General features: G+C 71.2%; 14 protein-coding genes. 8 read left to right on the plus strand and 6 right to left on the minus strand.

Annotated elements, in window-relative coordinates; genetic code table 11:
• The first annotated feature begins 14 nt into the window (after positions 1–14).
• Positions 15–1,169, plus strand: coding sequence for a hydrolase (locus E1182_RS08085; protein WP_132262583.1), 1,155 nt, complete (start codon positions 15–17; stop codon positions 1,167–1,169).
• Positions 1,170–1,171: 2 nt separating this feature from the next.
• Positions 1,172–2,101: an SRPBCC family protein gene (locus tag E1182_RS08090; protein WP_132262585.1), complete on the plus strand. Its 930-nt coding sequence runs from the start codon at positions 1,172–1,174 to the stop codon at positions 2,099–2,101.
• 74 nt (positions 2,102–2,175) lie between these two features.
• On the opposite strand, the gene E1182_RS08095 is transcribed toward E1182_RS08090, so the two are convergent.
• Positions 2,176–3,093, minus strand: a complete 918-nt coding sequence (locus E1182_RS08095) for an NADP-dependent oxidoreductase (protein ID WP_132262587.1) — start codon at positions 3,091–3,093, stop codon at positions 2,176–2,178.
• Positions 3,094–3,237: 144 nt separating this feature from the next.
• Between E1182_RS08095 and E1182_RS08100 the strand changes: the two genes are divergently transcribed.
• The 3 genes from E1182_RS08100 (at position 3,238) to E1182_RS08110 (ending at position 6,542) form a co-directional block, all read left to right on the plus strand.
• Positions 3,238–4,716 (plus strand): MDR family MFS transporter, encoded by a 1,479-nt coding sequence (locus E1182_RS08100; RefSeq protein WP_132262589.1) that lies wholly within the window; start codon positions 3,238–3,240, stop codon positions 4,714–4,716.
• Positions 4,717–4,833: 117 nt separating this feature from the next.
• Positions 4,834–5,316 (plus strand): hypothetical protein, encoded by a 483-nt coding sequence (locus tag E1182_RS08105; RefSeq protein WP_132262591.1) that lies wholly within the window; start codon positions 4,834–4,836, stop codon positions 5,314–5,316.
• Positions 5,317–5,396: 80 nt separating this feature from the next.
• A complete protein-coding gene (locus E1182_RS08110; protein ID WP_132262593.1) occupies positions 5,397–6,542 on the plus strand; it encodes a nucleotide disphospho-sugar-binding domain-containing protein in 1,146 nt (381 codons plus the stop codon).
• An 86-nt stretch (positions 6,543–6,628) separates the two neighbouring features.
• Here E1182_RS08110 and E1182_RS08115 read toward each other — a convergent pair whose 3' ends face one another.
• The 5 genes from E1182_RS08115 to E1182_RS08135 all read right to left on the minus strand — a co-directional run bounded on the left by E1182_RS08115 (position 6,629) and on the right by E1182_RS08135 (position 10,440).
• Positions 6,629–7,693 (minus strand): LLM class flavin-dependent oxidoreductase, encoded by a 1,065-nt coding sequence (locus tag E1182_RS08115; RefSeq protein WP_132262596.1) that lies wholly within the window; start codon positions 7,691–7,693, stop codon positions 6,629–6,631.
• Positions 7,694–7,742: 49 nt separating this feature from the next.
• On the minus strand, positions 7,743–8,198 hold the full coding sequence (locus tag E1182_RS08120) for a nuclear transport factor 2 family protein (protein ID WP_243706098.1): 456 nt from the start codon (positions 8,196–8,198) through the stop codon (positions 7,743–7,745).
• Between the two features lie 168 nt (positions 8,199–8,366).
• Positions 8,367–8,936, minus strand: a complete 570-nt coding sequence (locus E1182_RS08125; protein ID WP_132262598.1) for an NADPH-dependent FMN reductase — start codon at positions 8,934–8,936, stop codon at positions 8,367–8,369.
• Between the two features lie 64 nt (positions 8,937–9,000).
• Positions 9,001–9,645: a TetR/AcrR family transcriptional regulator gene (locus E1182_RS08130; RefSeq protein ID WP_132262600.1), complete on the minus strand. Its 645-nt coding sequence runs from the start codon at positions 9,643–9,645 to the stop codon at positions 9,001–9,003.
• 57 nt (positions 9,646–9,702) lie between these two features.
• Entirely contained in the window at positions 9,703–10,440 is a 738-nt protein-coding gene (locus tag E1182_RS08135) for an SDR family NAD(P)-dependent oxidoreductase (protein WP_132262602.1), read from the minus strand.
• A gap of 240 nt (positions 10,441–10,680) precedes the next feature.
• On the opposite strand from E1182_RS08135, the gene E1182_RS08140 reads away from it, so the two are divergent.
• The 3 genes from E1182_RS08140 to accA all read left to right on the plus strand — a co-directional run bounded on the left by E1182_RS08140 (position 10,681) and on the right by accA (position 14,461).
• Positions 10,681–11,241 (plus strand): hypothetical protein, encoded by a 561-nt coding sequence (locus tag E1182_RS08140; RefSeq protein ID WP_132262605.1) that lies wholly within the window; start codon positions 10,681–10,683, stop codon positions 11,239–11,241.
• Positions 11,235–12,671 (plus strand): multicopper oxidase family protein, encoded by a 1,437-nt coding sequence (locus E1182_RS08145; RefSeq protein WP_132262608.1) that lies wholly within the window; start codon positions 11,235–11,237, stop codon positions 12,669–12,671. Before E1182_RS08140 ends, E1182_RS08145 begins: the two co-directional genes overlap by 7 nt.
• Positions 12,672–12,751: 80 nt before the next feature.
• Positions 12,752–14,461: an acetyl-CoA carboxylase carboxyltransferase subunit alpha/beta gene (gene accA, locus E1182_RS08150; protein WP_132262611.1), complete on the plus strand. Its 1,710-nt coding sequence runs from the start codon at positions 12,752–12,754 to the stop codon at positions 14,459–14,461.
• Positions 14,462–14,532: the final 71 nt, after the last annotated feature.

Here is a 14,532-nt window from a genome sequence, read left to right on the forward strand (position 1 = left end):
CGAGGAGGTGCTTCATGCCGGGACAGGTGCTGCGCCGCGGTGACCTGAGTGCTGCCGGGCAGGTCGCCGCCCTGGCCGCGCGGCACGCCGAGGACTCCGACGCCCACCGGACGCTCAGCCCCGAGGTCATCGAGGAGCTGATCCGGGTGGGCTTCTGCCGGCACTTCGTACCTCGACGCTGGGGTGGTGTCGCCGGCACCTTCACCGAACTGCTTGCCGCCACGGCGACCGTCGGGGCGGGCTGTACCTCGGCCGCCTGGTGCGCATCGCTGGCGGCCGGAGCGGGCCGTCTCGGTGCGTTTCTGCCCGAGGACGGCCAACGGGAGCTGTGGGGGGAGGGACCGGACGCTCTCGTGGTGGCCGGCCTGACCCCGACGGGGACCGCCAGCGAAGTGCCCGGAGGCTGGCTGGTACGCGGCGAGTGGCGGTACGTCAGCGGTGTCGAGTCGTCAGACTGGGCGTTCGTCTGCGGGCCGGGGCCCGAAAGCGGGCAAGGACCCATGTTCTTTCTCGTGCCCCGGGCGGACTATCGAGTGCTCGACACCTGGTTCCCCACCGGGATGCGGGGAACCGGCAGCAACACGGTCGTGGTGGACGGCGCCTTCGTGCCGCGTCACCGCGCCTTCCTGCGGGAGTCCATGTGGCGCGGGCACAGCGTCGGTTCCACGGCGCGGTGTCACACCGTGCCGCTCCGGGTGGCGAGCGGCCTGCTTTTCGCCGCCCCCGCGCTCGGCGCCGCCCGCGGCGCGATCGCGGCCTGGTCGGCGCGGCTCGGCGGCACCCGCGACCCGGCGTCCGGCGACCGCGCGGCCGGCCATCGCGATCTGGCCTGGGCTGTCGGCATGGCCGACGCCGCCGGGCTGTTGCTCCAACGGGCCGCTCAGGTGGCCGACCAGCCGAGCGTCACGCCGCTCGAGGCGGTGCGCAACCCGATGGATTGCGCACTGGCTGTGGAGCATCTCGTCAACGCCGTACAGCGGCTGTTCCGGGCAGCCGGTACCAGTGGCCAGTTCGCCGGCGAGCCGCTGCAACGGTTCTGGCGTGACGTGCACTTCCTCGCCAGCCACGCGGCGCTGCGCCTGGGTACGGCGAGTGAACCGTATGGGCGGCAACTGGCGCAGACCGCACGAGGCAAGGCAGGCGGACCCGATGAAGCAGGAGGTGGTTAGTGATGCCGGCTTCCCGACGGCGTGATGTCGAGCACCAGGCGAAGATCCAAGCGCCGGCGACCCTCGCCTATCAGTTGATAGCGAACGTGACGAACTGGTCGTGGATCTTTCCAACCACGGTGCACGCGGAGCGACTCGCCGGCGATGACGCCGCGGACCGGGTGGGTGTGTGGACCACCACCGACGGCACCATCAACCACTGGGTGGCGGTACGCCGCCTGGACCCGAGGGCGCTGCGAGTGTCGTACCGGCAGGAGACCGCGCGACCGCCCGTGGCCGACATGGGCGGTACCTGGATCTTCGAACCACGCGGCGATCGTGAATGCCTGGTTCGGCTTCAGCACGACTACCAGGCGTTGGACGAGGACCGGGACACTCTTTCCTGGATCGAGGAGGTGCTCGACCGGCTCAGCACCGACGAGCTGGCGGCCTTCCAGGCCGGCGCCGAGCTGGCCTCGGCACGCCCGCAGCGCCTGCTCACGTTCACCGAGTCGGTTGTCACCGGCGGCTCGACGGGGGACGTTTACGGGTTCCTGCGGGATATGCGCAAGTGGGTCGAGCTGGTGCCGGACCTCGTCCACGTCGAGGTTCGGCACGACGTTGAGGACGTACAGGTGGTGCGGACCGAGACGCTGACCGGGCACGGCCGGCACGCCAGTGAGGTGGTACGGGTGTGCCGGCCGGGGGCGATCGCGTACCGGCACCTCGTCGTGCCGCCGCTGGCAACGGTGCACACGGGCGAATGGCGGGTTACGAGCGGCTCCGACGGCACCGTCGCGACGGCGCGACACACCGTGGTCTTCGACGAGGAGGGCATCCCGACGGTGCTCGGGGCGGGGGCCGATCTGGAGGAGGCCCGACGGTTCGCCCAGCGCGAGTTGGGCGCGGGCAGCGTCGCCGTGTTGAATGCGGCCCGCGCTCACCTGGGCTGACCTGAGAACGCGGATCGTGACGTCGGTGTCCCTCGCGGAAGCTACGCGAGGGACACCTTCGTCATGGGCACGGATTACTCCACCACCAGCGCGATCTTGCCACGAACATGCCCGGTCTCCATCGCCCGGTGCGCCTCCTTCGCGTCCTTGAGGGGATACACGCGGGTCACCGGCAGGCGCAGCTCGCCCTTCTGGCACAGCGTGACGAGCTCGGCCAGGATGGTGGCCGACCGCGCGCCGCGCAGGCGCCTGATGCCGAACCGGTCGGCGGCGGACTGATCCACCAGGGTGCCGATGCGGGTGTGGTCGTCGACCAGGTCGAGCGACACGGTGATCGCGTCGCCGCCAACCGCGTCCAGTGCCGCGTCCACTCCCCGGGGCGCCAGATCACGCACCCGTTTGCTCAGACCCGGGCCGTAGGTGACCGGGATGGCGCCGAGGGAACGCAGGTAGTCGTGATTGCGGTCGCTGGCTGTGCCGATGACGGTGGCGCCGAGCCGCGTGGCCAGCTGCACGATCACCGTGCCCACGCCTCCCGCGGCCGCGTGGACCAGCAGGGTCTCGCCGGACGCGACGCGCAGTTCCCGCAGTGCGTTCCAGGCGGTCTGTCCCACGGCGGACAGCGCGCCCGCCATCTCCCAGTCGACGCCGTCCGGCTTGCGGGTGACGGCGTCTGTCGGCACCACGACGTGTTCGGCGTACGCCTCGGCACTGGCGAAGCCGAGCACCTCGTCACCCACGGCGAACCCGGAAACGTCCGGGCCCACCTGGTCGACGATGCCGGCGAACTCGTTGCCCAGCGTTTGGGGGAAGGCATCCGTCCCATCCGGCGCGGCGAACTCGCCCCGCCTGATCCGGCAGTCCACCGGATTCACGCCGGCGGCCTTGACCCGCACCCGTACCTGTCCCGGTCCCGCGTCGCGCTCCGGTGCCGACACCAGTCGCAGCACATCCGGGTCGCCGTACTCGTAGAAGACGACTTTGCCGCTCACTCGCGCGTTCCTCTCCCGCTCGACGGTGCGGCGACCGATCGGCGCCGCCCGGTCGACGGTAACACGAAGTGGAGCGTTCCGCTCAGTTGTCAGAGCCACCCTGAGGCCGTATGGTGAGCGGAGCGCTCCACTTTTGGAGGTGTCATGACCGACCACACCACCGAACGCCTCGACCGCCGGCTCGTCGGGCTCGGGATCGTCATCGTTGCGGGCGCCTTCATGTCCGCTCTCGACGCGACGATCGTGTCCGTGGCGCTGGACCGGATCGGCCGCGACTTCGACAGCCCACTCGGCACCCTGCAATGGGTCTCCGTGGCGTACCTGCTGGCCCTGGCCATGGTCGTCCCGGTCACCGGATGGTCGGTCGAGCGCTTCGGCGCCCGTCGGATGTGGCTGTTCGCGCTCACGGTCTTCGTCGTTGCCTCGGCGCTGTGCGGACTGGCCTGGTCCATCGAGAGCCTGATCGCCTTCCGCGTGCTGCAAGGCATCGGCGGTGGGCTGATCCCGCCGCTCGCTCAGGTGATCCTGGTAGCCGCCGCGGGGCCGCTGCGGATCGGTCGCGTCATGAGCATGGTCAGCGTGCCGACGCAGCTCGCCCCCGTTCTCGGCCCCACCGTCGGCGGCTTCCTGGTCGACGGGCCCGGGTGGCCGTGGATCTTCTTCGTGAACATCCCGCTCGGTGCGATCGCGCTGGCTCTCGCCTGGATCGGCCTGCCCCGGGACGAGCGTCGCCGGCCCGCGGCCCGACCGGACATGCTCGGCGTGTTGCTGTTGTCGCCAGCTATCACCGCCCTGGTCTACGGGCTGTCCCTGGTCGGTGGCGGAGGCGAGGGAGGCGGCGCGAATCGAGCCGTCCTCGGCTCGGTCGAGGTGCTGCTCTCCCTCGGCGGTGGCGCCGTCCTGCTCGTGGCGTTCCTCATCCACGCCCGTCGCGGTCATCCCAGCCCGGCCATCGACCTGCGGCTGTTCCGGCGTCGGACGTTCGCGCTCGCGGCGGGGCTGATCTTCCTGTCGGGTGCGTCGCTGTTCGGGATGATGTTTCTTCTCCCGCTGTTCCATCAGCAGGCGCGCGGTCTGGATGCGCTGCGGGCCGGGCTCATGCTCGCACCGCAGGGGGTGGGCATGGTGGCCGCCCTGTTCGTGGTCGGCGCCCTGGTCGACCGGTTCGGCGCCCGGTACATCGTGCTGACCGGACTCGGGCTGGTGATCCTGGGGACCCTTCCGTTCACTCGGGTCGACGCCGATGTCAGCGATCCCTGGCTGGCCGGAGGGCTGGTGGTGCGCGGCATCGGGCTCGGCGCCGCCTCGATACCGCTCACCGCGACGGCGTACCGCTTCCTGCCTGCGGAGCTGACGCCCCGCGCGGCCACCGCGCTGGTCGTCGTGCAGCGGTTGGGTGCTTCGTTCGGCACGGCCGCGCTGGCTCTGCTGCTCCAGCGCGAGTTGGACCGGCCCGGCGCGTCACCGGACGCGGCGTTCGGGCACATGTTCTGGTGGATGGTCGGGCTCGGCCTGCTCGCCGTGTTGCCCGCGGCCTTCCTGCCCGGCCCCGCCCAGACCCGCGAACCGCCGGCCGACGCCGAACAGCCGACACCGGTGACGGGTGGCCGACCGCAGCAGTGACCACCGGTCCGTCGAGCCCTTCTCGAGTCGTCCCGCAGCGAGCCTCCAGGCGACGTTCCGATGCTCTAGCCGTCCCGTGCGGATCGCCCGCACCCCCTCCCACGAAGGCGATTGCCCATGACGACTGAATCCCGGCCTGTCCCGCGCCGCAAGCTGTGGAAGGTCCTGCGCACGGCGGCGGCCGTCGCCGTGCTCGGCTCAGCGGTGGCCCTCGCACCGGCCCCAGCGGCGGCGACCGAGAGCACCTGCCCGCACAGCCTGGTCGGCACCTGGCGCGCGAAGGTCCAGACGTCCTTGCCCAGCACCGGCGAGACCACGTTCGTGTTCAATCCGGATGGCACCATCGAGCCGCCCCCCGGCGAGCCGGTGACGGACACCTGGCGGGCCGTGGGCTGCAACGGCTTCACGTTCAACATCGTTCACCCCCACTACGACGCCAGCGGTAACGTCGACGGCGAGGTCCGGGGGTACCAGAACGGGGTGCTCTTCGGCGACCGGTTCGCCTCGCACGGCTCCTCGACCGTCTACAACCTCAACGGCGAGCCGCAGCGCAGCTTCACTGTCCAGGTCAAGGCGGAGCGGGTACCGGCCGCGCACTGACCTCGTCCACGGGCGGGTGTCCGGCAACGCGCCGGGCACCCGCGCTGACCTGTCCGGGCCCGCCCAACTGGAGGATCACCATGCGTGTACTGTTCACTCTTCCGCCTGCGCTGAGCCACCTCTTCCCCATGGTCCCACTCGCCTGGGCGCTGCGTGCCGCGGGTCACGACGTGCTCGTCGCCACCTCGGGCTCGGCGGTGCAAGCGGCCGCCCGGGCCGGTCTGCCTGTCGTGGACGTCGCGCCGACCGTCGACTTCGACGCGGTGTTCGGCGTGCGGACCGGAGCCGCCGTGGACCGGGCTGCGGAGCACCGGCGCAGAGGCGAAGCGGTGGCACGTAACGGAGGCGCGACCACCGCCCCCATTTTTCAGCGGTTCGCCCAGGTCACCGACCTGATGGCGGACGGGGTCGTGCGGGCGGCGGACACCATGCGCCCGGACCTGGTCGTGCACGGCCGGCTACAGGGAGCCGGTTTGTTGGTGGCCAGGAAGCTCGGTGTGCCCACCGTCGAGCACGGTGTCGGTTTCGTCCGGGAGGGCGACCTGGCCGCCCGTTACCTGCCGCACCTGGCCGCGACGTTCGAGCGCCACGGCGTCCCGCTCGAGCTTCCGGAACTCGCCGCGGTCCAGATCGCCCCGCCGAGCATGATGATCGGCGAGGGCACCGGCTGGAACATGCGCTTCGTGCCCTACAGCGGTGGCGGGGAGCTGCCCGACTGGGTCACCGCGGAACGCCGGCGCCCGCGGGTCGTGGTCACGCTCGGCACCGTTCTGCCGAAGGTCGTCGGGGTCGGTGGCCTGGAGAAGGTGTTGAGGGCCGCCGGCGATGTCGAAGCGGACTTTGTGGCGCTGGGCGCCGGCCTGACGAACCTCGGCGAACTTCCGCCCAACGTCCGGACCGCCGAGTGGGTCCCGCTGGCCGGCCTGCTCGCGGCGAGTGACGCGATCGTGCACCACGGCGGCGCGGGGAGCACGTTGACCGCGATGGCCGTCGGGCTGCCGCAGCTGGCGCTGCCGTACGGCGCGGATGAGTTCGTCAACGCCGGCGTGCTGGACCGGCACCGCTGCGGACTGTCCGCGGACGTCGACTCTGTTGACGGCGCGCTGCTGGACGCCCTGCTGCACGACGATGAGCTGCGCGGCAGGGCCGAATGGGCGCGAGGCGAACTGGCCGACCGACCCGCCCCCGCGGAACTCGTCGGCGCGCTCGCCGCGCTTGCCGGCTGACGGCGCCACGGCCGGTCCCCGCATCGACAACGGTGGGTCGGGCGCGATCAGCGCCCGACCCACTGTCGTGGACCTGCCAGCTCGCCTCAGGCACCGGGAAGGGACGGCGTCACGTGCTCGGCGACCAGCCTCAGGGTGCGGGCCGCGGCTTCCTTGGCCAGATGTCCTGAGTGGATGTTCAGGCTGATCACGACGTCGTCACCGAACCACTCAGCCACCGTCACCAGCTGCTTCACCACGTCGTCCGGTGTGCCCGCGAGAATCTTGTTCTCCGCCAGCTTCTGGTCGAACCCGGCGCGCTGGGTCGCGTCGGCCAGCTTCTCGTAGTTCGGGTAGGCGGCGCTGCTGACCCGACCCCACGACCGCACCGCCGCGCCGATCGCCCGACCGTTGCACGCGTCGTCGTGGCGACCGATCCGGTACGCCTCTTCGGCCTCCTCCGCCACGTAGCACGGATAGCCGAGGTGGACGCCGGCCCCGGCGGGATCGTGACCCGCCGCCGACCAGGCTTGTCGGTACACCCGCAGTGACTCCTGCATCTGCTCCACCGTCAGGATGCCCGGCACGAGCTGCAGCCGGTGCCCCGCCCGACCGGCCGCCGCGCAGGACTCGAGGCTGCGCGCGCTGGTGACGTAGACGGGCGGATGTGGGCGCTGGAAGGGGCGTGGCAGCAGGGTCACCGGGCCGAACGCGTGGAACCGGCCACGCCACCGCACGTTCTCCTCCGTCCAGAGCAGCTTGCACGCCGCGACGCCCTCGTCGAACCGCTCCCGGCTCTCGTCGAGCGGCACGCCGAACGCCTCGAACTCGTCCGGGAGGAACGCCCGGCCGAACGCGACGTCGAGCCGGCCGTGCGAGAGGTTGTCCAGCATGGCGAGCTTGCCGGCGAGCTTGACCGGGTGGGTGAACGCCGGAATCACCGCGCTCGTGCCGACCCGGATCCGGGTGGTGCGCGCCGCGACGGCCGCCAGGAACGTGACCGGATCCGGGCTGTAGCCGCCGTAGGTGAAAAAGTAGTGTTCCACCGTCTTGACGTGATGGTATCCGAGCTCGTCGGCGAGTTCCGCGAGGGACAGACACTCGTCGTAGTACTCCGGCGCCGGCTTCTCCGCCGGGCCCACAGTGGGGAAGAAGGTCAACCCGATCTTCATCTCACATCCGCCTCGTCTCGTCAAGTGGGTACGCGGTGCCCGTGGGCGGTCAGGACCGGCCGTCGTGGACGACGCGACGATGGGCGACCAGCCAACCGTCGTGGTCGTGCACCAGCACGTCGTCCGCCACGGTGCTCGCGTAGATCTCCGGGCTGCTGCGGTGGTCGCCGCTGGCCGACGCCACGGCGTAGGCGATGGCGTAGTACCGCGCCCGGACGCTGCCGTCCGGCACCGGATCCACGTGCACCATGCCGAGCCAGTGCCGCCGGGTCAGGCCGTCGGCGCGCAGGTTGTCCACCCGTCGCCGGGCCGCCACCGCGATGGCCGGGCGGCCCCGTAGCGGCTCAGGGTCCACGTTCTGTTCGAAGACGCCGTCCGGTGTGAAGGTGGCGGCCCACTCCTCGGCCGCGCCGCTGTCCAGCAGGCGCATCTGAACGGCGTAGAACTGGCGGATCCGCTCGTGCAGATCGGCCACGTGCGCGCCGGCTGTCGGGGGATGGCTCACCGCTCGGCTCCTCCTCGTGTTCGACCCGTGTCGGTGCGACGCCGGGCGACATCACCATGGCAGCCGGGTCTCGAACCGTGCTCGAGCGGCTCCGGAAGCGATCGGTAACGACGAACGGCACCGGTGGACGGGTCCACCGGCGCCGTTCGGGACGTGGCGAGGGACGGTTCAGGCGGGGTACGGGACTCGCCCACGTGCCTCGCGCAGCACCCCGGCCCACCAGAGCAACTGGTCGAGCAGGGCCTTGGCCGCCGTGTTGACGGCCTCCGCCTGCTTGGGCGCTCCCTGCTCGTCGAACTGCATCGGTGCCATGTGGAAGCTGACCGTCTCGCGCACGGTCACCATGTGCAGCTCGGCGAAGACCTGCCGAAGCTGCTCCACCGCGCGCAGGCCGCCGGCCATCCCGCCGTACGACACGAACGCCACCGGCTTGGCGTGCCACTCGTCGAAGACCGAGTCGATCGCCAGCTTCAACGAGGCGGGGTAGCCGTGGTTGTACTCGCAGGTGACGACGATGAAGCCGTCGGCCGCCCCGATCCGGGCGGCGAGAGCGGACACCTCCGGGGTGGGCGTGGCACGCAGCACCGGTGGCAGCGGAGTGTGCGCCAGGTCGATCACGTCGAGCTCGATGTCGTACTGCTCCGCGTGGTTCACGAGCCAGCGGGAGACCGTCTCGGCGAAGCGCCCCTCGCGGGTGCTGGCGACGATCACGGCGATGCGGAGTGGCCCTTGGGACATGAAGATCTCCTGTGTGGTCGGATCTACCGGGGTAACGCCGCCGCGTTCAGGCGACGACGTCGTCTTACTGCGTCGCCACCGCCTGCCACGCCTTTTCGACGTCGGACCAGGTCGCAGCCGGTGCTGGCAGGGGGGTCGCGCTGGCCGCGCGGAGGCCGTCGAGCATGATCCCGAGGAACCGTCGCCGCAGCGCCGGATCACGGTTGCGGTGCTCAACTCGCAGCTCGCGCAGGGTGTGCAGGAGCAGCACGATGTCGTGGGCGTTCACGTCCGGGCGTAGCACGCCGGCGCCCTGGGCCCGCTCGACCAGTTGCTGGACCGCGTCCCGTGCCCGCCTGCTCGTCTCCAGGAGCTCGTCGGTCAGCTCGAACGGTCCGGCCAACCGGGGTGAGCCGTCCACGCCGGCCTCGACGCAGGCGTCGATGAAGCCGACGAGCGCGGCCCAGGCGTCGTCCACCTCGAGGGCCGTCTCGGCGCCCCGCCGGGTCTCCTCCATGTTGGCGAGGGACAGCTGCCGCATGAGGTCTTCTTTGCTGGGGTAGCGCCGGTAGAGCGTGCCCATCCCCACGCCGGCCCGCTCGGCGATGACCGAGACGGGCGCGTCGGAGCCCATCTCGGTGAACACGTCGCGCGCCGCGGCGAGGATCCGTGCGTCGTTGCGACTGGCGTCGGCCCGCCGGACGGGACCCTTCTTGGCTGAGGAGGACATGCGTCCACCATAGCGCGGAACCGAGCGTTCCGCTCGCCTCGGGTCCCTTGCCAGCTGTCACCAGGCGAGTCCGCCGTTGACCTCCAGCACGTGGCCGTTGACGTAGGAGCTGTCCTCGGCGGCCAGGAAGACGGCTGCCCGGGCGACCTCGTCGGCGCTGCCCATCCGGCCCAGCGCGAGCTTGCCGCGGTATCGCTCCCAGACGGCTTCGTTCTGCCGCAGGACCCGGCCCATGCCCTCGTCGATGAAGCCCGGAGCCAGGCAGTTGACGGTGATGCCGCGCGGTGCCAGCTCGAGCGCCACGCTGCGGGTGAACGCCTCCACCGCCGCCTTCGTGGCGCAGTACGCCGCCGCGCCCGCCACCGCCCGGCTGCCCAGGACCGACGACATGGTGATCACCCGACCGCCGTCGCCATGCTCGAGGTACGGCACGGCGCTGCGTACGCAGTGGAAGACTCCGGTGAGGTTGGTGGTGACCACGTCAGTCCACTGTTCGGGGGTCAGTGCGCTGACCGGCCCCGGGATGCTGACGCCGGCGTTCGCCACGACGATGTCCAGGCCGCCGAAGCGGGCCACCGTAGCCGCCATCAGGGCGTCGACGGAGGCGGCGTCCCGCACGTCCGCCGCGTGGAACGCGACCTGGTCCGCGACGCCGTCCACCGGGCTGGGGTGGCCGTCTCCTCCGCGGCCCGCCACCATCACGCTCGCGCCCTCCGCCGCGTACGCCTCGGCGATGCTGCGCCCGAGGCCACGGGTGCCGCCGGTGACGAGGGCCACCTTTCCCTTCAACCGCACCGCTCTCTCCTTCCTGCCAGGAATGTCCGGGCGACGTCCGCCGGGTACGCCCGGCGCCGAGGCGGCGCGGGCGTACCCGGGGCAGGATCGTCCGTCACCTTCTGGACGCGCTCGAGCCATGGTGGAGGCGTGCGCATCGCCTTGAGCGAGCCTCAGGTGCTCCACCATCTGTCGTCGATCCGTGCGCCACAGGATGGGCCCGCAGAGAGGCTGGCGCGAAGTTGCGGGGGAGAGCGTTCGATGATCGAGGAAGTGGGTGGCTCGCCAACCGCCGGCGAGGCGTCCCCGCACCGCTGGGCGGTGCTCGGTCCCGCGCTCTTCCTGACCGTGACCCTGCCCCTGGCCCTCGCGCGGGCGATACACATGCCCGCGGACGCCACCGCGACCGCGCACATCGCTCATGCGGCGGTGCAGGGTAGCTGGATCGAGGACTTTCCGGCGCTGGTTACGGTCGCGGCGTTCCTGATCATTCCGTTGTTCGGACTCCTGTCAGCCGAGATTCGCCGATTCGTGCCGCGCGGCGACGCCGGCCTCCGCGTGCCGCTCGTCTTCGCCGTGGTGGCGGCGACGGTCGGTGCGGCCGTCGCGGCGTTCCTCACCTGGCTGGCCACACTAACCACTGGCGAGGCGTCCACGACGCTGGCGCCGGTCGTGGCCGCGCACGCGTTCTCGGCGTTTCGCGACTGCTTCGTGCTGGGTCTCGCGGCGGGCGTGGCGGCCCTGGTGATGGTCCGCCGCGGCGCCGTCGACAGAACCGCGCCGCCCGCGAGGCTCTCGTCTAGCGAGGAGACAACATGCTGACCAGAAGAGAGACGCTGACCCTGGCTGGGCTGGCCGGCATGGCGGTGCTCCTGCCGGTCGACCGCCTGGCGAACGCCGCACGCGGCGGCTCGGAGGTGGTCAGCACCCCGCCGTTCACCTCGGCGATGCCGATCCCACCGGTTCTGCGCCCGGTGCGGAGCACCCGGACCGCGGACCATTACGAAGTGCGCATCCGCGAGGCTCAGCTCGAGCTCGTGCCCGGGCTGCTGAGCACGGTACGGACGTACGACGGCCACCTTCCCGGTCCGACGATCCGGGCCGTGCGCGGCCGTACCACCGTCGTCACGCAGATCAACCAACTGGGCCACGAGGTGGCGGTGCACCTGCACGGCGCGCACGTTCCGGCCACCGAGGACGGGCATCCCATGGACGTGATCCCGCCCGGTGGACGGCGGACGTACACGTACCCGAACGTGGACCGCGCCGCCTCGTTGTGGTACCACGACCACGCCCACCACCTCGAGGCCCAGAACGTCTACTACGGCTTGAGCGGGGCGTATCTCGTCAGTGATCTGCAGGAGTTGGCGCTGGGACTGCCCAGTGGCCCGTACGACGTGCCGCTCCAGATCCGGGACGCCCGGGTGGAAGCGGACGGGACGCTGGTCTACACGCGCGCCGCGGCGCGACCGCAGATGCTGGTCAACGGCAAGGAACGGCCCTACTTCCCGGTGGCCGGACGCAAGTACCGGTTGCGCCTGTTCAACCAGTCCATCGACCGGTACCTGACGCTGCGACTCTCCGACGGCGCGGAGTTCTGGCAGATCGCCTCCGACGGCGGCCTGCTCACCGCGCCGGTGCCCAGCACGGCAGTCAAGATCTCCGCCGGCGAGCGGGTCGAGATCGTCGTGGACTTCTCCCGTTACGGGCCGGGCAGCAGCGTCTTCCTGCAGAACTCCGACGCACTGTCCAGCGAGAACCCGGACGTGCTGCGGTTCGACGTCGGCGCTCCGGTCGAGGACCACAGCGTGGTTCCGAAGAAGCTGTCGGAGATCCCGCCGCCGCCGACCGCCACGGTGGAGCGGAACTTCGTGCTCTCCTTCGACGCCACGAGGGGCGTGCATCTGATCAACGGGCAGACCTTCGACCCGAACCGGGTGGATGTGCGCACGCGCCTGGGCACCACCGAGATCTGGCGGATCACGAACGCGGAGGGCGCCGTCCCACCGCCCAACTTCCACGTGTCCCACAACTTCCACCCCCATGTGGCGCAGTTCCGGGTGCTCGACCGAGACGGAGTCCCACCAGCCCCGGGCGAGGCGGGCCTGAAGGACACGGTGTTCGTCCCGCCCGGCTCCACCGTGCGCATCGCGGTGACCTGGACCGGCTACACGGGCCGGTACGTGTATCACTGTCACCAGTTGCCGCATTCGGTCGAAGCAATGATGGGGACGATCGAGATCGAGCCCTGACGACGCCCTGGATGAGTTGTGGCGCGCCTCGGACCCGCCGTGCTGGTGCGGGGCGCCGACCTATGGTGTGAGGAGGCCCGATGACACGGACGCTCCAGGACTCGCCCGCGACTGCCGAGTGGGTGTTGTGCCCCGGCTGCACCACTCCGCTCTACGGCAAGCGCTGGCTCGCCAACCTCAGTGTCTGCCCGGAGTGCGGTCGCCACGACGCGGTCAGCGCGCCGCACCGCCTGGCGCAGTTGCTCGACCCTGGGTACGAGCTGCTCGTCCAGCCGGCCCAGGAGGCGGACCCGCTGCGGTTCGTCGACTCCCGGCCCTATCCGCAGCGGCTCGCCGAGGCGCGTGCCCGTACCGACCTCGACGAGGCGGTCCTCTGCGCGGTCGGCCAGGTCGCCGGCGAACCCGCGGTCGTCGCGGTGATGGACTTCGGTTTTCTCGGCGGCAGCCTGGGTGTCGTCGCGGGCGACCGCATCGTGCTCGCCGCGGAGACGGCGCTGGCCCGCCGCGTCCCCCTGGTTTTGGTCACCGCCTCGGGCGGGGCTCGGATGCAGGAAGGCGCCCTGTCGCTGATGCAGATGGCCCGGACCAGCGCGGCCCTCGCCCGCCTCGATGCCGCCGGGGTGCTGACCATCTCGGTCGTCACCGACCCCACATACGGCGGTGTCGCGGCGTCGTTCGCCACGCTCGCGGACGTGATTGTCACCGAGCCCGGCGCTCGGCTCGGCTTCGCCGGCCGGCGCGTCATCGAGCAGACCATCCGCAGGCAGCTGCCCGCCGAGTTCCAGACCGCCGAGTTTCTGGCCGAACGCGGCTTCGTCGACAAGATTGTCCAGCGCCCGCAACTCCGTCAGGAACTCGCCAGGCTCCTGCGGCTGGGCGCCGGGCGGGCCGGGCCGGAGGGCGCCCCGCTCGCGGACGGCATCGTCCGCGATCCCGACCGGCTGCCGCCGGCCGACGCGTGGGCACAGACCCGAGCGGCACGGGACCTGGCCCGGCCGACCGCCCTCGAGTACGCCACGCTCGTGTTCGACGACTTCCAGGAACTGCGCGGCGACCGTGCCACCGGCGATTGCCGCGCGGTGATCGGCGGCCCGGCATGGCTGGCCGGGCGACCGGTCATGCTGATCGGGCACCAGAAGGGACACACGCCCGCAGAGTTGCTGGACCGCAACTTCGGCATGCCGACACCCGCGGGTAACCGTAAGGCGGCTCGGCTGATGCGCCTTGCCGAGAAGCTCGGTATACCGATCGTGACGTTGATCGACACTCCGGGGGCCGATCCGGGGCCCGCCGCCGAGGAGCAGGGCCAGGCGTACACCATCGCGGAAAACCTGCGCCTCATGGCGGCCCTCCGGGTGCCCTCGGTGGCTGTCGTCATCGGTGAGGGCGGCAGCGGTGGCGCGCTGGCGCTCGGCGTGGCGAATCGGGTTCTGGTGCTGGAGCGCGCCATCTACTCCGTGATAAGCCCCGAGGGGTGCGCGGCGATCCTGTGGAAGGATGCGGCGGCGGCACCTCTCGCGGCGGCGGCGCTGCGGCTGACCGCTCGGGATCTCTTGGCGCTCGGTGTGGTCGACGGGGTGATTCCGGAACCTGAGGGGGGGTGCGGGGCCGATCATCTAGCTGCGGTGCGGCGGCTGCGGGCTGCCCTGTGCGGGTGCCTGGCCGAGCTTAGCCCGCTGCGCGGCGATGAACTGGTCGCCGACCGGAGAGCCCGATTGGAGAGGTTCACCGCGGCGCGGTTCGGCTCCCCGCCGGCTGAGGCCGACGCGCCCGTCGGGGGCGCTGGATAGGGGAGCAAGGTCGTCATCCGGCTGGCCGAACCGGCTAACGTTCAATCTCGTCGATCTGTCTGTGCTGGAAC

The organism is Micromonospora sp. KC721, from assembly GCF_004348355.1.
Classification (GTDB): domain Bacteria; phylum Actinomycetota; class Actinomycetes; order Mycobacteriales; family Micromonosporaceae; genus Micromonospora.